The sequence below is a fragment of the Flagellimonas alvinocaridis genome, from assembly GCF_965248585.1.
GTDB classification, from domain to species: domain Bacteria; phylum Bacteroidota; class Bacteroidia; order Flavobacteriales; family Flavobacteriaceae; genus Flagellimonas; species Flagellimonas alvinocaridis.
Map to the genome: position 1 here is coordinate 2,817,226 of NZ_OZ252111.1, position 23,348 is coordinate 2,840,573.

At 42.3% G+C, this 23,348-nt stretch carries 15 protein-coding genes and 1 tRNA gene; 9 read left to right on the top strand and 7 right to left on the bottom strand.

The window, feature by feature from the left end; translation table 11 throughout:
- Window positions 1–128: 128 nt before the first annotated feature.
- The 9 genes from ACP14V_RS12680 to ACP14V_RS12720 all read left to right on the top strand — a co-directional run bounded on the left by ACP14V_RS12680 (window position 129) and on the right by ACP14V_RS12720 (window position 13,952).
- A complete protein-coding gene (locus ACP14V_RS12680; protein WP_272608282.1) occupies window positions 129–2,063 on the top strand; it encodes a peptide-N-glycosidase F-related protein in 1,935 nt (644 codons plus the stop codon).
- Window positions 2,064–2,358: 295 nt separating this feature from the next.
- Complete coding sequence (locus tag ACP14V_RS12685) at window positions 2,359–2,937, top strand: RNA polymerase sigma factor (RefSeq protein ID WP_272608284.1); 579 nt, start codon at window positions 2,359–2,361, stop codon at window positions 2,935–2,937.
- Between the two features lie 162 nt (window positions 2,938–3,099).
- Window positions 3,100–4,221: a FecR family protein gene (locus tag ACP14V_RS12690; RefSeq protein ID WP_272608286.1), complete on the top strand. Its 1,122-nt coding sequence runs from the start codon at window positions 3,100–3,102 to the stop codon at window positions 4,219–4,221.
- A 196-nt stretch (window positions 4,222–4,417) separates the two neighbouring features.
- Window positions 4,418–8,002, top strand: a complete 3,585-nt coding sequence (locus ACP14V_RS12695) for a SusC/RagA family TonB-linked outer membrane protein (RefSeq protein ID WP_424987453.1) — start codon at window positions 4,418–4,420, stop codon at window positions 8,000–8,002.
- A gap of 15 nt (window positions 8,003–8,017) precedes the next feature.
- Window positions 8,018–10,012 (top strand): SusD/RagB family nutrient-binding outer membrane lipoprotein, encoded by a 1,995-nt coding sequence (locus ACP14V_RS12700; protein ID WP_136566461.1) that lies wholly within the window; start codon window positions 8,018–8,020, stop codon window positions 10,010–10,012.
- 27 nt (window positions 10,013–10,039) lie between these two features.
- Window positions 10,040–10,378, top strand: a complete 339-nt coding sequence (locus tag ACP14V_RS12705; RefSeq protein WP_136566462.1) for an SdrD B-like domain-containing protein — start codon at window positions 10,040–10,042, stop codon at window positions 10,376–10,378.
- Window positions 10,379–10,700: 322 nt separating this feature from the next.
- Entirely contained in the window at window positions 10,701–11,627 is a 927-nt protein-coding gene (locus ACP14V_RS12710) for a hydroxypyruvate isomerase family protein (RefSeq protein WP_136566463.1), read from the top strand.
- Window positions 11,628–11,638: 11 nt separating this feature from the next.
- Window positions 11,639–12,595 carry a formylglycine-generating enzyme family protein gene (locus ACP14V_RS12715; RefSeq protein WP_272608292.1) on the top strand — a complete coding sequence of 319 codons (957 nt, stop codon included), beginning with the start codon at window positions 11,639–11,641 and terminating at the stop codon, window positions 12,593–12,595.
- 28 nt (window positions 12,596–12,623) lie between these two features.
- Window positions 12,624–13,952, top strand: coding sequence for a Gfo/Idh/MocA family protein (locus ACP14V_RS12720; protein ID WP_272608293.1), 1,329 nt, complete (start codon window positions 12,624–12,626; stop codon window positions 13,950–13,952).
- A gap of 72 nt (window positions 13,953–14,024) precedes the next feature.
- On the opposite strand, the gene ACP14V_RS12725 is transcribed toward ACP14V_RS12720, so the two are convergent.
- The 7 genes from ACP14V_RS12725 to ftsA form a co-directional block, all read right to left on the bottom strand.
- Complete coding sequence (locus ACP14V_RS12725; RefSeq protein WP_272608294.1) at window positions 14,025–16,082, bottom strand: glycoside hydrolase family 20 zincin-like fold domain-containing protein; 2,058 nt, start codon at window positions 16,080–16,082, stop codon at window positions 14,025–14,027.
- Window positions 16,083–16,302: 220 nt separating this feature from the next.
- Entirely contained in the window at window positions 16,303–17,271 is a 969-nt protein-coding gene (locus tag ACP14V_RS12730) for a metallophosphoesterase family protein (protein ID WP_272608296.1), read from the bottom strand.
- 202 nt (window positions 17,272–17,473) lie between these two features.
- On the bottom strand, window positions 17,474–19,192 hold the full coding sequence (locus ACP14V_RS12735) for an FAD-dependent oxidoreductase (RefSeq protein ID WP_272608298.1): 1,719 nt from the start codon (window positions 19,190–19,192) through the stop codon (window positions 17,474–17,476).
- Window positions 19,193–19,391: 199 nt separating this feature from the next.
- A tRNA-Arg gene (locus ACP14V_RS12740) sits at window positions 19,392–19,465 on the bottom strand.
- 7 nt (window positions 19,466–19,472) lie between these two features.
- Window positions 19,473–19,925, bottom strand: coding sequence for a GatB/YqeY domain-containing protein (locus ACP14V_RS12745; protein ID WP_136566469.1), 453 nt, complete (start codon window positions 19,923–19,925; stop codon window positions 19,473–19,475).
- Between the two features lie 102 nt (window positions 19,926–20,027).
- Window positions 20,028–21,992 carry a cell division protein FtsZ gene (gene ftsZ / locus ACP14V_RS12750; RefSeq protein WP_136566470.1) on the bottom strand — a complete coding sequence of 655 codons (1,965 nt, stop codon included), beginning with the start codon at window positions 21,990–21,992 and terminating at the stop codon, window positions 20,028–20,030.
- A 26-nt stretch (window positions 21,993–22,018) separates the two neighbouring features.
- A complete protein-coding gene (ftsA, locus tag ACP14V_RS12755; RefSeq protein WP_272608301.1) occupies window positions 22,019–23,347 on the bottom strand; it encodes a cell division protein FtsA in 1,329 nt (442 codons plus the stop codon).
- Window position 23,348 lies beyond the last annotated feature (1 nt).

Sequence of the window (23,348 nt, forward strand, 5' to 3'; positions counted from 1 at the left end):
TTCCACTACGATTTTATTCTTCAAACCGCCATCACATATTTTTCATTTTTTGTTGAATTTAGGTCATGTCGTATCAAAAAATATATTTTTGCGCCTTAAGAATACCTACAATCTCTAAAAACAGCCAAATGAAGTTCAACCTTACTCCCTCACTATTTTTGATTGTTCTCCTTATGACAGGATGCCAAAATGCCCCAAGTGAAAAAAGCATTCATACAGTGACTACCCATGACCATATGACCATAGTGTGCAATCCCAATAAAGGAAACAACCCGTTTTCTGCCTGGGGAGTTTTTCCAAGCAAAGAAGAATCTGTACGGCGCATCTTCATGGAAGTGGCATTAGGGCATCCTGATTCCATCAATATTGCTCATTGGGATTATCTGGATCCCATAAGAATAAAACGTGTCGGCGGAATCAAAGGGGATACCTTGGATCTGGAAATTGGTAAAATGTTGACGCCTTATGGCAGTAATTTCAAAAAGGATTGGCGTTGGCATTGGCGTATTGATGTAACCGATTTTGCAAATATTCTAAGGGACAGTGTTGAAATTGAATACAACCACACAGGATATGAAGCTACCACTGTGGGCTGGGACCTCAATGTGAGTTTTCATATGGAACTTGGAGATCCCGTGGCACAACCCATTGCCTATAAAAAAGTATACGATGGCAACTTTAAATATGGCGATCCTGAAAACCCCATTGAAGAATCGCTTACCCCTCAAAAGATCGAGATGGAGGAAGGCACTGCTTTCAGTAGGCTTCGGATATTGCATACCGGTCACGGCTATGATCATCCAAAAGGGTGTAGCGAGTTCTGTAGCAGATGGCGGGAAGTATTGCTGGATGGAGAGAGCATTGACCGAAGGGACATGTGGAAAGAGTGTGCGGACAACAATTTATATCCGCAAGGAGGAACTTGGATATTTGACCGTGCCTATTGGTGCCCTGGAGACCTTCAGGCTCCAGATATTATTGATTTTCCAGTCACTGATACTTCCCACACCATTGATTTTGAAATGGAACCCTATACGGCCACCGAGAACATACAGGCCAATGAGAGCATCAGTGCACTACTTTTTCAATATGGAAAACCCACCAAAAAATTTGATGTATCCCTGGACCAAATTTTGGTACCTAGTTCAGCTCCTGAGTTGAACCGCTTCAACCCCTCGATTGCCGAACCAAAAATTGTCATCAAAAACTTGGGCAGTGAGCCTTTGACTTCCCTAACCATTGTGTATGGTACGCAAGGCTTTGCTGAAAAAACCCTAGAGTGGGCTGGGAACTTGGATTTCTATGAAGAAACCCTAGTTACGCTTCCGGGGTCCATCGATTTTAATTTTGGTGGGAACAGCTTTTATGCCGAATTAAAAAAACCTAATGGTCAAAAAGATGAATGGCTTTCGGACAATAAAAATGAGTCCAGTTTCAACTCACCCAAAGAAATGCCCAAACAAGTAGTGGTGACTTATAAATCCAACAATACCCCAGAGGAAAACATGATTCGAATTTTGAACGGGGCTAACAAGGTAATTTATGAAATTGACCCACAAACGGTTCAAAAAGATATGCTTTACAAAGACACTTTGGACCTTACCTTGGGGACATATAGAATGACCTTGGAAGATTCTGCCCATAATGGATTGGAATTCTGGTTTATGCCACAGCAAGGTTTTGGTTATTTACAATTATCTGATACGACCGGTAGGATACTACATCGATTTGAAAGTGATTGTGGCATTGGTGAGCAATTTGATTTCTCAGTGAAGGAAAACCCCAAATTGGATGATGAGGTTGAACAAAGCCTTTTAAAACTCCATCCTAGAAGAATACAAGACAAGACGCAGCTTTTTGTTCAGCTACAGCAACCCACAGACGGAGAAATACACATCTTAAAGGATGGCGACGTGAAGAAAACCATCCCTTTTAGCCAAGTAAAGGATACCACTTTTACCATAGACATGGTTGACTTTGAAGATGGCAGGTATGTAATTGAGCTTTTTCTAAACAACGAATCCAAGCTAAAACAACGCATATCCAAACAGACCCAACAATAGAAATAGTAGGTTAAATTCCTGATTGCACATTCCATAGCTATTGAACCCTAGTTTCAACATTGGCCAAGATTATGTTTTAACATATTTTTCACAAAACCAGGTTACTCTAAATTCACCTAAAATGGGTAAAAACAATAACGTTTTATTCTAAAAAACATATCAAAAGGAAAAAAGGGCAAAAAAAGTACTACATTCTGTTAAAAAAAAGCAAATTCCACATTAAATTTTATTTACTTTTAGTCAAACAAATTGTTTCATTAAAAATTAATTTTTAGCAATTTAAGTTTCCCCAATAATGGGTCCACTATTCCTACATACAGATAAGGCTTTGTTGCACCGTTTGCAAAACAACGATGAAAGTGCATTGACCGAACTCTATGAAAAATACTGGAACCCTGTTTATCTATATACCTACAATGTTCTTAGGGATAAGGAAATTTGTAAGGACATTGTACAGGATTTGTTCATGGATTTATGGAACAGAAGGGAAAAGCTCAATATCACATCTACATTTAAAGCCTATCTATTTTCCAGTGCTCGCTACCAAATATTTGCGCAAATTCGACAAAAGGAGAAAAATCTTGGCAGCCACCTATTTGAAAACCTTGATCAACGATTGTACCACAGCTCTCCTGAGTCTGAATATCTTTACCAAGAGCTCGTCCAAAGAATAGGTACAACCGTGGAAAGGTTGCCAAAAAAATGTAGGGAAGTCTATACCCTAAGTAGGGAGGAACAATTGAGTCATGCAGAGATCTCACAATTTTTGGACATCTCCACAAAGACAGTTGAAAACCATATTTCCAAGGCATTAAAAGCCTTACGGAGTTCAGTGGGAAGTTATCTCTTCTTCATATGGTTTCTTTTCTTTTAAAAACCAAACGACACAAAAGTCTCTTTTTCAGCTTTATACATAAAAAATAAAAAAAGTCCCATTTTGGAATAGGGGATACCTCCTTTTATTTACACTATATAAAAAAAGGGTCACTACCGGGCCTGTATCGTCGCAATGGACAAAAAGAATTTTTTATCCCTTTTGAAGAGATATCAGGATGGCAACACCACTCCTGAAGAAGAACAAATGCTATTGAATTACTTGGAGAGTTTTCAAGCTGCCCAAGAAGACAGTTGGCCTTTGGAGCTCGGTAATTCCGAGGAACTTAAAAACAGCATTCTAACGGGAATTCTTCAGAACATTAAAAAAGATAAAAGCAGTACATACATTAACCGAAGGTTTTCATATATCCCCCTTTTTAGATACGCAGCCAGTATTGTTTTAATCACTGGAGCTTTTTATTTCTTCAATGAAATGTATGGGACTCCCAATAATGGATTACACAACCAAAAAGGCGATGATTCCATTGTTCTTAAATTGGAGAATGGCAATACAAGTGTCATCACCGAAAATGACAATAAAGACATTATGGACTCCCATGGAAATGTTGTGGGTGTCCAATCTGGTAATACCATAACCTACGGGAAAGCCAAAAAAGAACCGAAAGAATTAGTTTATAATGAACTAACGGTTCCTTTAGGTAAAAAATTCGATTTAGTATTGTCCGATGGCACCTCTATAAAACTCAACGCCGGAAGTACCATTAAGTATCCTGTACAATTTGTTGAAACCACCAAAAGAGTTGTTCAAATATGGGGAGAAGCCTTTTTTGATGTAACCAAGGATGAAGCCCGCCCTTTTCAGGTGATTGCAAACAATGTGCAAGTAGAAGTCTTGGGTACAAAATTCAATGTTTCATCCTATCCAGAAGATGATGACATCTCTACCGTTTTGGTGGAGGGCTCCGTAAAATTGTCCAGCAACAGTGCCAAGACAGAGGAAAACTCCTTTATGATAGTACCCAATCAAAAGGCGTCCTGGAACAAAGAAAACGCAACAATGACCATTGAGGAAGTAGAAACGGACATTTATACCTCGTGGATCAATGGAAGGATAATATTCAAGAACATCCCTTTTAAAAATATCCGAAAAAAGTTGGAGCGACGCTATAATGTCACCATAATCAACAACAACAAAGCTTTGGATGAAAAGTTTTACAATGCCTCATTTGACATTGAAACCATAGAACAGGTAATGAAGGCCTTTAAAGAAAACTACTCGATAGATTACGAAATAGCTGACAATCAGATAATTATTAACTAAACCCTTTACACTAAATGACTAAAAACTAACAAACTAACAATTCCAAAAAATCACAAAATCGGAGAATGGGCGAACATCCTCCGATTAGTACAAAGTGATCTAACTAAAGTAAAACCACAATAACGTTTTTAAAAGTATGAAAAAAACAACTAATTCGGGTGTGTCTGCAAAGTACATCCCGAAATTTGACCTCAAAATGAAACTCACCACATTTTTGCTGATAGTTTCGTTGTTCAAGATCCAAGCCAGTTCATACTCCCAAACAACGAAAATATCGCTAAATCTAAAGCAAGTCAGTGTAGAAACAGTACTCGACGAGATTGAGCGTAACACTGAGTTTAAATTCTTGGCCGACACCCAAGAAGTGAAATTGGGAAGGATTGTTTCAATCAAAGTAAAAAATGAAAGAGTTGAAACCATCCTTGATAGAATCTTCCGAAATAGTGATGTCATCTATTCAATTTTGGACAAGCAGATTGTCCTTAAAAAAGATATTCGACCCACTAGGGAAGTAACACCAGCACCTGTCACTGTAGTCCAGAGATCCGTTTCCGGATCTGTTGTAGATGACAGTGGACAGCCCTTGCCAGGGGTCAACGTCGTGGAAAAAGGGACCGGCAACGGAACTTCTACTGACTTTGACGGTAACTACAGCATTACCGTATCCGATAACTCGGCAATATTGGTATTCTCTTATCTAGGATTTATTTCCGTGGAAGTCCCAGTGGGCAACAATTCCACTATCAACACCACTTTGCAGGAAGATGTTGGTGAATTGGATGAAGTTGTTGTTACCGCACTCGGAATCAGAAAAGATGCCAAAGCGCTTGGTTACTCTGTGGCCAAAGTGGGCGAAGAACGGATTTTGGCCAGTGGTACTCCCGTGAATGCCCTGCAATCCCTATACGGAACCGCTTCAGGGGTAACCGTTGCCTCAACAGCTACAGGTCCTTCGGGAGGTATGAAAATCAATATCCGTAATGCGGTATCTTTTGATGAAAACTCAACCACCCGTCCTTTGATCGTAGTAGATGGTATTCCCATACACGATGAAAACACCAACATCACTGCCAATGCAAGGACAGGAAGGGACAATGGTACGGGTATCAACGACATTAACCCGGACGACATTCAATCCTTTGAAATTCTAAAAGGCGCAAAAGCATCCGTACTTTACGGAAGTGAAGGGGCCAACGGGGTAATCCTGATCACTACCAAGAGCGGTTCCAGACACCGCGGATTGGGAATCTCTGCTTCTTTTACCACAACCATGGAAGAAAGTGCTTTCATGCCCGAATTGCAAAACCAATACGGAACAGGTAGAAGCGCAAGCACCTCCCAAACCGATGACCAAGGATATTTCTTGGATGAAAACAATGAAAGAACCTTGGATGTGGCAGGCTCTGCCTTCGGGCCCAAGTACGACCCCAATGTAGTCTTAAACTGGTGGGATGGTTCCCGAAGACCATGGGTGGCCAACAACAAATCTGTTTATGACCAATTGTTCAGAACAGGTTCACAACAAACGGCCAATGTGTCGCTAAGTTCAGGAGGAGAAAAAGGATCCATCCGTTTTTCCTATACCAATATGAGGTATACCCCCATTTATCCAGGAGCTAAGTACACCAAGAATACTTTCAGTCTTAATACCTCTTATGACATAAATGATAATATCTCCTTGAAGTATGTCAGCAACCTGTTCACTACAAGCAACCTAAACTCGTCTTACGAGGGGTCTTTCGATGCACAAGGGGCCACTTCAAGCTTGGGTGCTTATTCCAGTGATATCGATGTTGATCTATTGCGAAGCTATTTGGTGACCGACAACGGCTTTAATTATTTTGCCAACCCAGAAAGACGAAGCAACTTTATTTCAAATGGTAGATCATCTGTGGTAAACACTTTGTGGGACTGGACCCAAAACGTTTCAGATTTTAGTCGTTTGCACAGTCTACAATCCCTTACCTTGGATTTGACCTTCAACGATAATCTGAGTGCTTCCATTTTAGGTGGATTGGATTACACCACTGAACGCAATATGTACAAAGGGAAACTGCAAGACCCTGATTTGATTGGTCCAAACAGTGGCTCTGTATTTAGGGATACCAATAGGGTCATTAGGAAGACCTACGGACAGGCCACCTTTAACTACGACTACACTTGGAACGACTTTGGCTTCAATGGATTTGTGGGTGGTGTCATCAGAAGTAACTATTTTGAGACTAAAGGAGCCGAGAAAATTGGTGGATTTGTAATCCCTAACTTCTTCTCTTTCTCAAACCTTCCTTCTGGAGTACAGCCACAATATGTTTATGACAATGGAGAAGATATCCTTTATAGCCTCTTGGGATCATTCCAAGTGGATTGGGATGATCAAATTTACGTAGAGGCCCAAGCCCGTCAGGATTGGTCTTCTATCTTGCCTCCCGGAAACAACAGTTATTTCTATCCTGGAGCAAGTGCCACTTGGATCGCTTCCAACTCATTTGACCTTCCCGAGGCCATTCAGTTCTTAAAGGTTAGAACCTCTTGGGCCGATGTGGGTAGACCAGGTCCGTTGTATTTCAGTAACGTAAACCTTGGGGTCTCTGCATCTGGAGGTGGATTTATCTTGACTCCGCCAAACGACCTTCCCCCTATTGATGACAACTTTGTTCCCAACCTAAAACCAGAGCGTAAACGCGAATACGAAGTAGGTCTTGAAGGATACTTCTTCAGAGGCAGGAGATTGGGGATTGATTTCTCCTATTACCACGCCAATACCTATGATCAGATCATGAAGGTGGCAGCACCTCCTGGATTGGGTGTAGATAACATCCGAATCAACGCTGGTGATGTGGAAAACAAAGGATGGGAACTTGCCCTAAGAACCAAACCCGTTATGGGCAAGGATTTTCAGTGGGATGTGGATATGACCTTCGCATCGAGCAAGACCAAAGTAAGAAGACTTGATGGGGACATTACTTCTTTGTCTCTTTGGAGCAGAAATGGTTTAAATGCCGTTGCCGAAGTGGGTGGCGAATATGGACTTATTGTCCAGCAGAGTGGAAACTACCGCTATATCAACCCATCTGACGATAGTGACCCCAACAACGGGGAGCTTGTTGTGGACAGCAACGGTCAACGCTATGCCTATTCAACCCGAAGCAACAAGAAGGTTGGAAAGTTGTTGCCAGATGTGACCGGTGGATTATTCACTAGGTTCAACTACAAAAACTTCGGACTGGTAGTGAACATGGATTACTCCTTTGGAGCCACTTTCATCAACGAAGCGGAAACCTATATGATGGCCGCAGGGGTGCTCAACGAAAGTTTGGCTTACCGTGATGCTGCGAGTGGAGGTATTCCCTACTACTTGAACGGTGAAGGTCAAAAAGTGGCCGGCACCAACCCCAGTGGAGCAACATACAACGATGGTGTTCTATTGAACGGTGTCCGTGCAGACGGCACACCTAATACCCAAGTGGTATCTGCCGAAGAATATTATGGATCTTCTTACTTTTCAAACGGTTTCTTCCCTGAAGACAGACTGTTTAAAAGCGATTATATAGCCTTGCGGAACATTGCTTTGGATTACAGACTCCCAGACCTTTCAGATAAAATAGGGTTACGAGATGTAGTACTTTCCGTTTTCGCGAACAACGTTGCCTACATCTATAAGGCCGCCCCCAACACCATCCCAGAATCCACAAACGGTACAGGATGGGCACAGGGTTCTTACGGAACTACGGCACTGCCATCGCAACGTTCAATAGGATTGTCAATAAAGGCTAAGCTTTAATCAAAAAACATAACTATGAAAAATTCAGTAATTAAAACCCTACTTTCCCTGCTTCTAGTATTTGGGGCAAACGGATGTCAAAGTGAACTGGAGGAACTTTACCAAGATCCCGATGGCTTTTCCAAAACCCAAGCGGACAAGGCAGGTGTTAGTATCATAGCAGGTTATTTTACCTCACAATTGACCCGCGGCTTTTTGCTTCGGGGAGATTATGGATCCGCTTATCACCAATTAAGGAGTGGGTCACGTATTATGGGAACTGGTGTTCAATTGTATTACACCACCAATGCTTACGGATTTGCCTATACCCTATATGATGTGGAAAATGATTGGGGTTCCAATTCATTCAATAGAACGGTGTTCAACAACATCAACAGTCCATGGATCAAGCAGGTACTATGGGGACAAAAGGAATTCAACAAGATTCCGGAAGACCAAAGAACCCAGTCAGACGTACTTTACATGAGATTATTGCATGTATTGAAAGCCTATGGCTACCAAAGGGCTATAGATCTTTATGACGAGGTTCCTTATTTCCAAACCGGTTCTGCTGGGGCTTTGGATGGTGAAAAGGCCGAATATTTGGGTCAGGAGGAAATCTATCCTATCATCATTGAAGAGTTGAAGGAGATTGAAGAATATTTGGCCAATTTAACACTGGACGATGCCACACAAACCTCTTTTCAACAACAGGATGTAATCTTCAGCGGTGATATTACCCAATGGAGAAAGTACATCAACTCATTGAGGCTCCGTTGGGCCATGAACATCAGCGAAGTGATGCCCAATATTACCTCAACGGTAATTTCGGAATTGAGTGGAAAACCTATGCTTGATCAGGCTACCGATGTAGCTGGATTGGCTGACATAGCCATCGTGGAGCCTTACCGTCTTCAGGTGGAACTGGGTATTACAAGAGCTTTCAGGGAGCGTGCCGATGAGGCCCGTGCCCCAAAAAGATTCTTGCATGATGTAATGCACTGCATTCCAGAAGAGAAAAGTATCGTGGTAAACGGAGAGACCCTTTATTACTTTGACAGCGATAACTCGGAAGAAGGTTTGGCAAACGGCACGGTAGACCCAAGGGTTGCCTATTTGTTCTCCAAAGACATTTTGGGCAGATATGTAGGTGCAGAGACAAGTTTTGATGATGGAAGTGATCCCAATAGCTATTTCAGTAAAGCCATGAGAGGGTACTATATCAACCATCCCATCATGACGGATTTGGCAGTGACCGAAATCACTTTTGGCGCCGCTGGAAACGAGCACACCATCAAATTAAATGATGAAGCCACAGCAGACCTAACAAAGAGAGAGGCATTTCTTTTGGATGCTTTTAGAACCTTTTGTGGTCAATATCTGGACATTGGTTGGGTAATCGGTTCTGATAGAAACATGATCTCAGAATACAATGTACGTCCACAGTTTAACTTTGATATACGCTATCCTACCCTTCACGCAGTGGAAACCGAACTTTCATTGGCGGAAGCTGCCGTAAGGGGACTCGGTTCTGTTACCGGTAGTGCGCGTGAACACTACAAAAAAGCTATCGAGCTGTCCTGTAGGTATTGGTATCAAATGAATACGGCAAACGCCTACTCCAAGCAGACAACACCATCTTTCCCAAGTAATATGGACCAGTCCAGGATAGATCGTGACCGTCCGGAAGTAGAATATAACGAAAGTGCATATGCCGAATATGAAGCGCAACGTTTTGACGGATTGACCGACGAGGAAAAAGTAAGGTCCATCTTCAACCAATTGCAGTTGCACTATAACATGTTCAATTTTGAAACACCGTATACAGCTGCCCGTCGTTTGATCAGTTACCTAGGTGATAACCCAGGGTCTCCGTATGAGGTATTCCAATGGAAGGAAAGGTTCTTGTATGACCCAAGTATTCAGGCAACTGACCCTGAGAATTGGTCAAGAATCAGTCAGCATGACGATTACAACCTCCCTATTTGGTTTACTGGTCGTCAAACGAAGTGGAAAAATGTTTTGGAATAAGATTATTAACCCTTTAACTTAAAAGAAATGAAAAGAATATTGTTATTAGTATTCTCCTTGACCATATTTATTTCCTGTAGCAAAGATGACAGCGCCTCTATTATTGGTAACGCAAGTGCCGACGGTGGGAATGTTGTTTCGGGAATCACAGTAAAACTCTACAATGAAAGTGCCTCTTTGGTAGAAAGTACCACCACCAGTAGTGAAGGTGATTTTTCCTTTACCGGGCTGGAAGCCGGCAATTACTATGTAGGGGCAACAGTGACCATTGATGGTAATGTCTGGGACACAGGAAATACACCACAGCTGGTTTATGTAAGTGATGAAATCGTTAAAGAGGTAGCCTTAACATTGAACCAAAAATAAGAACCTTACCAAGTGATCATCTTGGATAAAATGCAAATCCATTGTAAACAATGGATGGGTAATGATTTGTTTTGAGTTAGTATAGTCACGGGATTGCCGACCTATTTAGGTCGGCTTTCCTTTTTTATACCCTTAGGTTTTTACTAAGAACAGATATTCTATTTGCCTAATACCGTCCAAAAACAATTTGGATGCAAAAAAAACAACGTTGTGGGCAAATTTTGTATTAGCCATAGAATTCAAATAAGCCTACTTTAACAGGTGTTTTTTACCTTTAAACCTGTTGAAGTCAAAACCAACCAAACACCTAGAAATAGATACAATGAACAGAAGAAAATTTGTAAAGCAAAAACTGATGGCCACCACTGCATTGGGATTAGGAGCAACTGGTCTTGGGCTAGCAGCTGAAAAATCCAGTGCTTTGCCATTACAAACCAATTTTAAGCTAAAATATGCTCCCCACTTGGGCATGTTCAAGAACCATGCAGGGGATGACCCCATAGATCAACTCAACTTTATGGCCGACCAAGGGTTTACTGCCTTTGAAGACAATGGAATGAAGGGGAGGTCTATTCAAACCCAGGAAAAGATGGCCAGCACTATGGCCAAACGTAATATGACCATGGGCGTTTTTGTAGCTCATGAAATTTATTGGAAAGAACCCAATCTAGCCAATGGCGACCCAGCTCTATTAGAAAAATTCCTAAAGGAAATTCAAGAAAGCGTTGAGGTGGCCAAGCGGGTAAATGCCAAATGGATGACGGTGGTACCGGGACATATAGCTCCCCGTTTGAATATGGCTTATCAGACCACCAACGTAGTAGAAGCCCTGAAAAGAGCTTCGGATATTTTGGAGCCCCATGGCTTGACAATGGTCTTGGAGCCCTTAAACTTTAGGGACCATCCAGGTTTGTTCCTATCTGAAAGTCCTCAGGCCTATGCCGTTTGTAAATCGGTGAACAGTCCATCTTGTAAGATTCTTTTTGATATCTACCATCAGCAAATCCAAGAAGGAAACCTCATCCCCAACATTGATGCCTGTTGGAATGAAATTGCATATTTCCAAGTGGGTGACAATCCAGGAAGAAATGAGCCTACTACTGGGGAAATCAATTACAAAAATGTCTTCAAACATATCCATTCCAAAGGATTCAAAGGAGTTTTGGGCATGGAACACGGCAATTCCAAACAAGGTAAGGAAGGAGAATTGGCCGTAATTGAAGCATATAAGGTCAGTGATACTTTTTGAAGCAAGAATAAATGAGTGTAAAAAAATATTTTATACCAGTGCTGCTGGTTGTTTGCATTAAAATAGGTCATTCACAAAATTTAAAGCCATACACGCAGGAACTTGAGGGAACCGAACTGAGCATAGATATGGTTGCCATTCCTGAAGGTACATTCCTATTGGGGAGCCCAGAAGGAGAAATAGGAAGGCAAGCGGATGAAGGTCCACAAAAAAAGGTGGAGATTGATGGCTTTTGGATGTCGAAATTTGAAGTGACATGGGAATTGTACAATCTTTTCCTACAGCGCAGCATAGATCATATTGAGGTGAAAAACAAAGGAAAAGATATTGATATAGAGGTAGATGGGGTAACCGGTGCGACCATCCCTTATGTGGATATGAGCTTGGGCATGGGCACAGGGTCAGGTCTTCCTGTGGGGAATGTAACCCAATTGGCCGCCTCCAAGTTCTGCGAATGGTTATCCGCCAAAACCGGGCACTTCTATAGGCTTCCCACGGAAGCAGAATGGGAATACGCAGCTAGGGCCGGAAGCAATGACCCCTATTTCTTTGAAGGTGAAGATTTGCAGGAATATGCATGGTATTCGGAAAATAGCGAAGACTCATATCATCCGGTGGGCGAAAAAAAGCCAAATCCTTGGGGATTGTACGATATTTATGGCAATGTGGCCGAATGGACGTTAGATCAATATAATCCTGACGCCTATCAAGAAAAGGGAATTCATGTTCAACCCACAAAATCTGAATACCCTGTAGTGGTTAGAGGAGGATCTTTTAAAGATGAAGCCGTAAGTTTGAGAAGTGCTTCACGCCAAGCATCAAAACCTTTGTGGAAACAGCGCGACCCCCAATTTCCAAGAAGCAAATGGTGGCATACCGATGCTCCATTTGTAGGGTTTAGAATTGTACGCTCCATGACGCCTCCGTCATCGGAAGATCAAACCAATTATTGGATTAATAAAAATTAACGAATCATTCGAATAAAACACCAGAGAAATGAAAACTAAAAAGACCAGCCAAGAATCCAGAAGGGATTTTGTAAAGGGAACCGCCCTACTCTCCACCGGATTGCTATTGCCAACCATGGAAATTGGGGCCATGGCCAATGTGTTCAATGAAAAAAAATTGAAACTTGCCTTAGTGGGCTGTGGCGGTAGAGGTACCGGAGCTGCCAACCAAGCCTTGGAAGCCGATGATCATATTGAACTGGTTGCCATGGCCGATGCCTTTGAAGACCGATTGAACAGTAGCCTTGGCAGCTTAAGCGAAAAATATCAGGGTACTGGCAAGGTAAACGTAAAAGAAAGTAATAAGTTCTATGGGTTCGATGCCTATAAAAAAGCCATTGACTTGGCCGATGTAGTCATTTTGGCCACACCTCCAGGTTTTAGACCCTACCACTTTGCCTATGCCATAGAAAATGGCAAGCACGTTTTTATGGAAAAGCCTGTGGCCACTGATGCCCCAGGGATTAGAAAAGTATTGGAGACCGCAAAATTGGCCGAAGAAAAAAAACTCAACGTTGTGGTTGGACTTCAGCGCAGGTACCAAGAAAATTATTTGAATACCTTGGCCAAGATAAAGGCTGGGGATATTGGCAAAATTGTATCCGGTCAAGTTTATTGGAACAGTGCAGGTGTGTGGGTACGCCCTCGGGAAGCTGGACAAAGCGAATTGGAGTACCAGATGCGCAATTGGTATTATTTTAATTGGTTGTGTGGCGACCATATTTTGGAGCAGCACATCCATAATATTGACGTGGCCAATTGGTTTATAGGAGAGTATCCTATTTCTGCACAGGGCATGGGAGGTAGATTGGTACGAAACGGTATAGATCACGGTGAAATCTTTGATCATCATTTTGTGGAGTTCACTTATCCCAGCGGAGCCGTTGTAGCCAGCCAATGTCGCCATCAGCCCAATACCATGAACAGGGTAGGTGAAGTTTTTCAGGGAACCAAGGGCTCTGTGAACACCAGTGATGCCGGAACCGCAAAGCTCTATGATCTATCTGGAAATGAAATCCAGACCATTTCCAACTCGGAAGGACACAATCCCTACCAAGAGGAACACAACCAACTTTTTGCTTCCATCCGAAACAAGGGCGTTATCAATAACGCCGAATATGGGGCCAAAAGTTCCATGAGCGCCATTTTAGGACGGATGGCCACCTATAGTGGAAAAGTAATCAACTGGGACGATGCCATCAATTCTGAACTAAGATTGGTCCCCGAAGAAATGACTTGGAATTCCGAACCCCCAACCAAACCCAATTCAGAAGGAAGATATTCCATTCCAATTCCCGGGAAGACTGTTGTGCTTTAAGCCAGTTAAGAGAATGGTTTTAATACGAAAGAGCCCCTAAAGGGGCTCTTTTTTCTTGATGATGTAAAAAACTTATTCCATCGACTTTATGTAAGCCTCCAGCTTTTCGAAGAACTTGATTTCCGCCAAAAACTGCCAATCGAAATTCAAGGATTGGTTGGCCAAATGCACATGATGGTCTTGGTCCAAAATATAGTTTTCAGGTTTATGCAATATTCTTGTCTTACCATATACATTTTCAAACTCTTTACGCAATTCCATAAAAACATCCCGTTGGGCCAAAACATCCTGTAAACCTTTTTTTCTTTCTTCAACAGATAGTAACACATCCACCTTTGCCAGTTCCACCACCAGATTTGCCGAAAAGGCCACCAAATCGACAACCTCTTTGTAAACCTCCAAGGTATACGTATTCCGATCGGCAACTTGAACAAGTGAATCCAAAATCCCTCGCACCTCTTTTGCCATGGTGGAGATTTCCTTTGCATTGGTTATTCTTTCTGCATTGGCTTTGGTCCATTCTCCAGGGTTGTTTACTTCTGGCAAATCCATGACTCCTTTCTCCATGGGAGATTCCATGGTTTTTAAGTAATTGCGTTGATTCCCTTTGAGCAAAATATTTTTCCACTTGGCCACTGGGTCTTCCAACTTATCTATAAAAGCGAACCTCCCATTCATGGCCGTATCACCAAAATATCGAAAACGAAAGACATCTTTGAACTCCTGTTTTGTAAGGTTGTCCCCGGCCCATGCATATTCCGCAAATGCCAATATGCCCCTCTTGTATAATTCAAAGTGGGGCGAATCATCATCCCAAAGCGTCAATAATAATCCGTTCAATCCATTATCGATGGAGCTTAGGGCAAAACTGCGTATATTCCCAATGTTACTTTCATTCTGCGGCATTAAAACCCATCTTGTTTGGCCTGCTGTGGCTCCAATCGCCTTTAGTCCATTATCTTCAAACCATTTCATGGCCCGTTTGTTACCATATATCTCAGGAGACATATAGTTCCATCTCATATAGATGGTGTTTCTTGGAAAATCATCCAAAAACTGGTTCAATTCGGTCTCTTTAACAGTCCAAAGACTATCTACCTGTTCCTTGGTATATTCATCTGAATGCATGGTGCCATATAAACCCACTTCCTTGAACAACATATCATCCCACATAATCGGGATACGGCTCTGTTCCTCGGCAAATTGGGAAACCTTGTCCAACCATTCCAACTGAAGGTCCAAACTTGACCTACCACTGTTTCCTCCCGTGGTATGTACTTCATCTCCTCCCAAATGCAAGTATTTACCATATGGGAATGCTTCCAGGGCATCACGGTACAAATCAAACTGGACTTCATAGGTTTCATCCAACAAAGGATTGAATGCCCAATCACTTTCAGGTTTGTCCCTTAAGTGTTCAAACTCTTCATGTTTAAGAATAAACGATGCATGACCCAACCCTTGCACCAATGGACTGATCTTAATATTGCGCTTAAAGGCATAATCACTGATTTCTTTCCACTGTTCTTTTGTCAGGGCATCTTCCGATGCCACTGTAGGTCTTCTGGTATATTTAAGTTTGTCCTCTATCTCAATGATGATGGCATTGATTTTATAGCTTGCCAGTTCATCAATTAATTTTAAATAGTAATCATACTTTTCAAGATGATGTTTCACATCCAAATGAATTGGCCTATAGGCCAACTTGGGCGTATCAATGATTTTACAGATAGGCAAGTTGACATTTTGATCTTTGGCATCCTGAATCAGTTGCTCCAATGTCTTCATTCCATAAAAAGCACCGGCTTCATCCTTTGCTTCAATCTGAATATTTTTTTCATCAATGGTAAGGCTATAACCCTCTGCTCCTGTTTCCAAATTTTCATTTATGCTGATGGTTACATCAGCTCCATCATTTTGTTGCATTAAACCAAGCTGCCCATCAATTTGCAATTCTGTGTCGAAAGTTTTCCAATAGGTTTGTACACTTTCGGGAGCTATATCGCTTACTCCTGAAATTTCAAAGGAATCCGGAGAAGGTAAAATGTGAAACTCTCCCAGAGCAGTGGATTTTTCGCCGCAGGCAACTATTAACATGGCAATCAGGCAATACCAAATACTGTACTTCATTTTAGAAAAGGGTTTACTCAAATTATAAAATTGAAAGATTTCGTAGATTTTAAAGCATTAAAATAATGTATTCAAAAGAAAATAACTTATTTAATCTTTGTTTTAAAACTACACAATATCATGAAGATGGTGAAACTTTTATTGAAATTTCTGTAAATAAGTAGTACTCTTCCAACGATTTCCCTTGAAAAAAGAAAAGAATCAATATTTATTTTATCCTCTATTTTTGGATTTTCCTATTACTGATACTTGGAACAATCTCTTTGCCCATGGTAAGGGTTGGATAGTTGCCTACTTCCAATTCTTGTGGTGATTCTCCCTGCCATTCGCTTGTTTTCCCCTTTATCGTAACCGTACCTGTCTTGGGATCTATGGTCATAAAAGCAAATAAGGAGTCTTTGTACGGGCAGGTATATGAAATCCAGGGATACGCTTCATGTATTTCTTCAGAATAGCTTTGGTGCCTGTAATCTTTCCCTACCCACAAATAGGAAGCAGAGTTCAAATGTACGTAAGGTATCCCCTCTTTTTCCAAAAGCATATCAATGTGGGTATGTCCATTAATCGCAAATAAAATCTTTTCTTTGGCAGCAGTAAGAATGTTTTGGATTTCATCGGCATTGTCAATTTCTGCAGGCCCTAGTAGTGGCTGATGTGAAACAATGACCACAGGACCATTCAAGGTTTTCAACTGCTCTACCAACCATGCCTGCTGTTCCTTTCCAATATAGGATGCATACCCTCCCTGATGCGTGGGCGACCCTTTCTCATTACCATCCAAAACAATGAAATGGATGCCTTCCACCTCTTTGGTATAGTACCGTGCCGGCATGCCCCAGTAAGAAAGACATTGGTCCGTGGTATATCCCGCATCGGTATCGTGGTTGCCGATAACATGGAGTGCTTGCTCGTGGGCATTGTTAAAAAGTTGAATCACCTCTTTGTTCTTTTCGCCGGGATAGGCAAAATCTCCCAATTGCATAATGGCATCGGGCTGTAGTATCCTTACTTCTTCAACAAAAGCTTGCATCCTTTGCAATCCATCGTGCATGATATCTTGATGCAAGTCGGTAATTAAACCAATTCTTATAGGGTCTGATGCATCTTTAAAAGCGGACCATGCCATGTTTGGCAAGGAAAAAGCCATGCAGGATATGGTTGTGCCCTTTATAAATTTTCTACGATCCATATATTTAAATTCTTCGTTTATTTTTTTCAACTACATATCTCAACCGCCTACTCCAATTTTCACAAAAAAGCTTTCTTAATTTACTAACACTAGTGGACACCAAACTTCCATTGGACTAATTTGATTGTGCCTTTGAAATTGTTTATAAGGGCGCCCATCCGTAAAAGTGCCCGGCTCCGCTCTTACCATTTACTTCTCCCCATCAACCCTTGGGCCAATGGGTTTCAAGGCCCTGTGTCCTAATCCAGTCTTGGAATTCACCAAGTAGATTTTTCTGTTCGCGAACTGCTCGGGGAGGTACATTTTTCCGTTGGGCAAAGGCCACCAACATTCCAACTGCCTCTCCTATACTCCACTCCACGGGATGCAATCGAAAGCAACCATTGGTAATGTGGGTGGTACCGATATTCTTATTGGCCGGAAGCAAGTTGTTCATCCGTTGGGGAAGCAATGCACCCAGAGGAATCTGGAATGGCAATGATCCAAAGTCCACATAATTGACTCCCTGATTGCTGGGGTGCAAATCAATATGATAGTATCCGGTCCCTACGGCATCATAAAAATCTGCGGAGGTTTTTCCTGCTTCATCCCCTGCCACCATACGGCGGTTCTCAGCACCAACCTGCTCCTCCAATACGGTAAACTCAGCTTTGATTCTTCTGGCTTCCCGGATGTAGGGATATTTGGCCATGCCGTCTTCGGTTCCCATTACATCCCCTCGAAGTCGCAAACCAGGCCATCCTTGTCCTCCGTCAGGTCGTGGAGCTTCTGTCTGCAACCAGTAAAACAAAGAAAGGTTCAGTTGTCTCGCTCCATCCACGTGTTTTTGAAATTCTTCCTCACTTACATCAATTAGATTACCCATAAAGTAGTCGTTTTGCGGCCAGTTGACAACAGTGATGTCTCCGTCATATGTACCCGGAACAAAATTCGCTTTGCTAATGAGTCTGCGATACAACCAAAGGTTGAGCATTTCCCCGGTTTTCTTTCCTTCGGGATGGAACCCCAAATTTTTGGGTTTCAACGTTCTGGGATCGGAATAATTCAACTCCAGTAATTTTCCAGCCCAAGGCGTATCCATTTGAGGCTCATAGTTGCTCCAAAAATCATAATCCTTTGGCCGATCGATAATATTGTTGACTCCGGGTTGGTAATCCATCGCAAAGCACAAGGTAAATGCTTGATTGTTTTTGGGATTGGCCACTTCTGGAGCGTGCAATTCCCCAGTCTGACCTTTGGATTCCGTTCCGGTAACATACTCGGTACCCGTGAGCGGAAGCAAGTCACCACATTCGGTGGCATCTATAAAATAAGGGGCATGAAGAACCAAAGCATCTCCATTTTTCAGATTCTTAGCCTGAATGGACTTTACCTCATCCCCGGAGACATCGGCCGCTTCGATTTTATGTTCAGTCAGAAGTGTGAGTTTACCTGTACTGATAAAAGGTAATAGCATTTCTGTCAAAACCTCTACAGTTACCCTAGGTTCATGACAAATTCGGGAAACCGAACCATCCCCCGGATTCAAATGGGGGCGATTTCTTGCATCGGTCGTAAGTGGATAATTCCGTTTATAATAATCCCTAATTCGATTTCGGTATTCGCGATAAGAGGCAGGAGCTCCGTGGGTTTCTATCCAATTATGTTCGTCCGGGGGCACTCCTTGTTGGGATACTTGACCGCCTATCCAATCGGTCTCTTCGGTTAGAATAACTTTGAGCCCGTTTCTACAAGCTGCCAAAGCGGCTGCAAAGCCCCCCAATCCACCCCCGGCAATAACCACATCGGCCTTTAACTCCTTTGTAGTTGTTGTAAAAGCATAACCTTTCTTGGGTGATTTGGCATTGGAAACCATAGGTCCTGCCAGTAATATGCCGCTAGTTCCGGCAGAAACCGAGGACAAAAAATTCCGTCTCTTCATATTTCGTTTTAAGTGGGATTATATGTCCTACGAAATATACTTAAAAAATACCCTTTTGGGAAATTTGTGGTATCCCGGTTTAGGTTAAATCAATTGGATGGCGGGAGTACGGTTATGCTTGAAAAGACCCGATATTAAGACACAAAAAAGCCTGAGACTTTTATCTCAGGCTTATCAAATTCAAACTTGTAGTTAGTAGTGACCGCGGGAGGATTCGAACCCCCAACCCTCAGAGCCGAAATCTGATATTCTATCCAGTTGAACTACGCGGCCTTGGTTATTATGAACTTAATTTTGCTTTTACAATGTTTGAAATAGTCTTTCCGTCTGCCTGACCGGCCAATTCCTTGGAAACAATACCCATTACCTTGCCCATATCCTGCATTCCAGAAGCACCAATGGAATCTATGGTCTGTACCACCACTTTTTCTATTTCCTCTTCCGAAAGTTGTTCCGGCAAGAACTTTTCAATAATGGCGGCTTGTGCCAACTCGGGTTCAGCCAAATCTTCCCGACCTTTTTCCTTAAAAATGGCTGCACTGTCCTTACGTTGCTTTACCAACTTTTGGACCAACTTCACTTCTTCCTCTTCGGAAAGCTCGGAACCAGCTCCTTTATCTGTTTTTGCCAACAAAATTGCCGATTTAATGGCTCGCAATGATTCCAGGGCAACAGTGTCCTTGGCCTTCATTGCAGCCTTCATTTCTGTCATCACCTTTTCTTGCAAATCCATTTGAACTTATTTTGGGCTGCGAAGATAAAAAATAAACCCGAAAGTCTATTAACTTCCGGGTTCATGATTTCCATTAAAAATGGATTTCAATTTTAAACACTACTAATCAACATTATCGTGCAAAAATGAGTTGTTGGAACGCAATTGTAAATCATCGTTGCTATCCTCACCCAATGTAGTCCTAGATACTTTTTGTTCCTTTGGAACATCGTTCAGGTCTACCCCTTGTCTTTTATAAGCGGGCTGTTTCTCTATTTCATCTATACTGTTCCGGTTGTTTTGGAACTTATAGTTGAAATTCTTCAATTTTCTCCTACGCTCGTCCGCACGGTCTTTTAAAAGGTCACTGATAGAACTGTTAAAAGGATCTATATTACCAGAGTTGTCTTCCTCGGCCTTGGCCTCTACTTTAATGGTTTTCTTTTCAAAAACCAGTTCGTTTTCCATAAGCTTGGGCTCATGCGTTTCAGCTTTGGATTTGGCTCCGGTCAACTTGGTTTCCAATTCCATGTATTCTTCCAAATTGTACCTTGTCTCTCCTTGGTTTTTGTATTCCAGAACAGGTTTTACCTCTACATATTCATTTACGTCCATATCCTTTACATCATCACCCAAATCAAACGTAATGGTATGTTCTTTTTCGTCTTCTTCTTGAACGGGATTGTTCAGTGGCATGTCGAAACTTAGGGCAAACTGGTCTTCGCTTTCTTTTTCCTTGACTTTTGGCGACACCACTTCTGGATCTATAACCTCTATTTCGTTAATAATATTTTTTGCTTCAATGATGATAAAATCATCATCTACATTTTCTGGGACCACTTCGTCATAGAACACATTGAAGTTTCTGATATAGCTTGTTGTTGGGATAAGGTCCATTTCCTGAGTTTTGGGCTTTACCTCCTCTTCTTCTTCCACTTCCAAAGTATGTTTCACCAATGTAGGTTCTGGTTCAATTGGTGCTTTTAGAATCTTCACCTCCTGTACCGATGTAGCCTCAGGCGTTAACTCCTGTTCTGCAATCTGTTCATCCTCCAAGGTATAGAATACTTTCTTGGACTCGGTGTTGACAATATCATCCTGTTGGTCCACATTAAATCCCGTGGCAATGACGGTAACGGCAATGGAATCACCTAAATTCTCATCTTCACCAACACCCATAATGATATTGGCTCCATGACCGGCTTCAATTTGGATATGATCATTGATTTCCCCAATTTCATCAATGGTGATTTCCTGTGAGCCGGAAACAATGAGCAACAATACATTCTTGGCCCCGGTAATCTTGTTATCGTTCAACAAGGGTGAATCCAAGGCTTTCATAATGGCCTCGCTTGCCCTACCAGACCCGGCGGCCATGGCCGACCCCATAATAGCGGTCCCACTGTTGGAAAGCACTGTCTTGGCATCCCTAAGGTCAATGTTTTGTGTATAATGGTGTGTTATAACCTCTGCAATACCCCTTGCCGCAGTGGCCAACACTTCATCCGCTTTGGAAAAACCGGCTTTAAACCCAAGATTACCGTATACTTCACGAAGTTTGTTATTGTTGATCACAATCAACGAATCCACATTGGCCCGTAACTTTTCTATCCCCAATTGAGCTTGTTTGTTACGCATGGCTCCTTCAAACTGAAAGGGAATGGTAACAATGCCCACGGTAAGTATATCCATTTCCTTGGCCAATTTGGCAATGACGGGAGCAGCTCCAGTACCGGTTCCTCCGCCCATTCCCGCAGTGATAAAGGCCATTTTTGTGGTATGCTCCAACATACCCTTGATATCTTCCATACTCTCTAAGGCAGCCTGTTCCCCAACTTCAGGGTTGGCTCCAGCCCCAAGTCCTTCTGTAAGGGACACACCCAATTGAATTTTATTGGGCACGGAACTGTTCTGCAACGCTTGGGAATCGGTATTGCAGATTACAAAATCCACTCCGTTGATACCGGCCTGGAACATGTGGTTGATGGCATTGCTGCCTCCTCCACCAACTCCAATTACCTTGATTACGTTGCTCTTGTTCTTGGGCAAATCAAAAGCGATGTTGTCAAATTCAGTGTTCTTACTCATGACAGTTGTGTTTCTTTATGGGGTTATTATTCTGCGTTGTCCAAAAAGTCCTTTAATTTCTCGGACCATTTATCAAAAATGGATTTTCGTTCCTTGTGCGATGACACATTTCCGGTGCCCGCCATTTGTTCTTGTCCAACCAAAACCTTCTCCTCTTCGTGGGCCTCTCCCATCTCAACCTCAACTGGTCTTGTCTTGGATTCCAGTGCTTTCATCAACAATCCTACCGCTGTGGCATATAGTGGACTTGCCACTTCCTCATCGGAATCTCCGGCCAAATGCTCATTGGGATATCCGATTCGGGTGTCCATCCCCGTTATATATTCCACCAATTGCTTCAAGTGCTTCAACTGGCTTCCACCTCCAGTTAGCACAATACCGGCAATTAGTTTTTTCTTTTGTTCTTCGTGTCCGTAGTTTTTTATCTCCACGTACACTTGTTCTATAATTTCAACCACCCTTGCATGGATAATCTTGGAAAGATTTTTCAGGGTAATTTCCTTTGGTTCGCGACCGCGAAGTCCTGGAATGGAAACAATTTCGTTGTCCTTGTTCTCTCCGGGCCATGCCGAACCAAACTTTATCTTTAACAGCTCGGCCTGTTTTTCTATTATGGAACAGCCTTCCTTAATGTCTTCAGTGATAACGTTCCCACCAAAAGGAATCACAGAGGTATGACGGATAATCCCATCCTTAAAAATGGCCAAATCAGTGGTTCCACCACCTATATCCAATAGTGCGACACCAGCTTCCTTTTCTTCTTGGCTCAGAACAGCTTCTGCAGAAGCCAAAGGCTCCAACGTAATATTGCCCAATTCCAATCCTGAGCTTTTAATACATCTTCCAATGTTTTTGATGGAGGACACCTGACCTACCACCACATGGAAATTAGCCTCCAAACGGCCACCATACATTCCTCGGGGTTCTTTAATTTCAGATTGCCCGTCCACTTTATATTCTTGGGGCAATACATGGATGATTTCTTCCCCAGGAAGCATAACCAATTTGTAAACTTGGTTGCAAAGCTTGTCCAAATCATCATTATTGATGACCTCTTCGGAATTTGGTCGTGTAATGTAATCGCTATGTTGAAGGCTACGGATATGTTGCCCGGCAATTCCTGCCACAACCGAACCGATTTTAACTCCTGAATTGACTTCTGCCTGCTCCACGGCTTGTTGAATTGAGGAAATGGTCTGCGTGATGTTGTTTACCACACCCCGGTGCACTCCCAAGCTTTTGGATTTTCCCATACCCAAAACCTCAATTTTCCCATACTCATTTTCCCTTCCAATGATTGCTACGATCTTGGTAGTTCCAATGTCCAAACCAACTGAATAATTACCCTGTGCCATA

Excerpts from the sequence above, each read along its gene's own strand:
- ACP14V_RS12680 (WP_272608282.1), top strand. The coding sequence starts at position 129 with ATGAAGTTCAACCTTACTCCCTCACTATTTTTGATTGTTCTCCTTATG.
- ACP14V_RS12685 (WP_272608284.1), top strand. The coding sequence starts at position 2,359 with ATGGGTCCACTATTCCTACATACAGATAAGGCTTTGTTGCACCGTTTG.
- ACP14V_RS12695 (WP_424987453.1), top strand. The coding sequence starts at position 4,418 with ATGAAACTCACCACATTTTTGCTGATAGTTTCGTTGTTCAAGATCCAA.
- ACP14V_RS12700 (WP_136566461.1), top strand. The coding sequence starts at position 8,018 with ATGAAAAATTCAGTAATTAAAACCCTACTTTCCCTGCTTCTAGTATTT.
- ACP14V_RS12705 (WP_136566462.1), top strand. The coding sequence starts at position 10,040 with ATGAAAAGAATATTGTTATTAGTATTCTCCTTGACCATATTTATTTCC.
- ACP14V_RS12710 (WP_136566463.1), top strand. The coding sequence starts at position 10,701 with ATGAACAGAAGAAAATTTGTAAAGCAAAAACTGATGGCCACCACTGCA.
- ACP14V_RS12715 (WP_272608292.1), top strand. The coding sequence starts at position 11,639 with ATGAGTGTAAAAAAATATTTTATACCAGTGCTGCTGGTTGTTTGCATT.
- ACP14V_RS12720 (WP_272608293.1), top strand. The coding sequence starts at position 12,624 with ATGAAAACTAAAAAGACCAGCCAAGAATCCAGAAGGGATTTTGTAAAG.
- ACP14V_RS12725 (WP_272608294.1), bottom strand. The coding sequence starts at position 16,082 with ATGAAGTACAGTATTTGGTATTGCCTGATTGCCATGTTAATAGTTGCC.
- ACP14V_RS12730 (WP_272608296.1), bottom strand. The coding sequence starts at position 17,271 with ATGGATCGTAGAAAATTTATAAAGGGCACAACCATATCCTGCATGGCT.
- ACP14V_RS12735 (WP_272608298.1), bottom strand. The coding sequence starts at position 19,192 with ATGAAGAGACGGAATTTTTTGTCCTCGGTTTCTGCCGGAACTAGCGGC.
- ACP14V_RS12745 (WP_136566469.1), bottom strand. The coding sequence starts at position 19,925 with ATGGATTTGCAAGAAAAGGTGATGACAGAAATGAAGGCTGCAATGAAG.
- ftsZ (WP_136566470.1), bottom strand. The coding sequence starts at position 21,992 with ATGAGTAAGAACACTGAATTTGACAACATCGCTTTTGATTTGCCCAAG.
- ftsA (WP_272608301.1), bottom strand. The coding sequence starts at position 23,347 with ATGGCACAGGGTAATTATTCAGTTGGTTTGGACATTGGAACTACCAAG.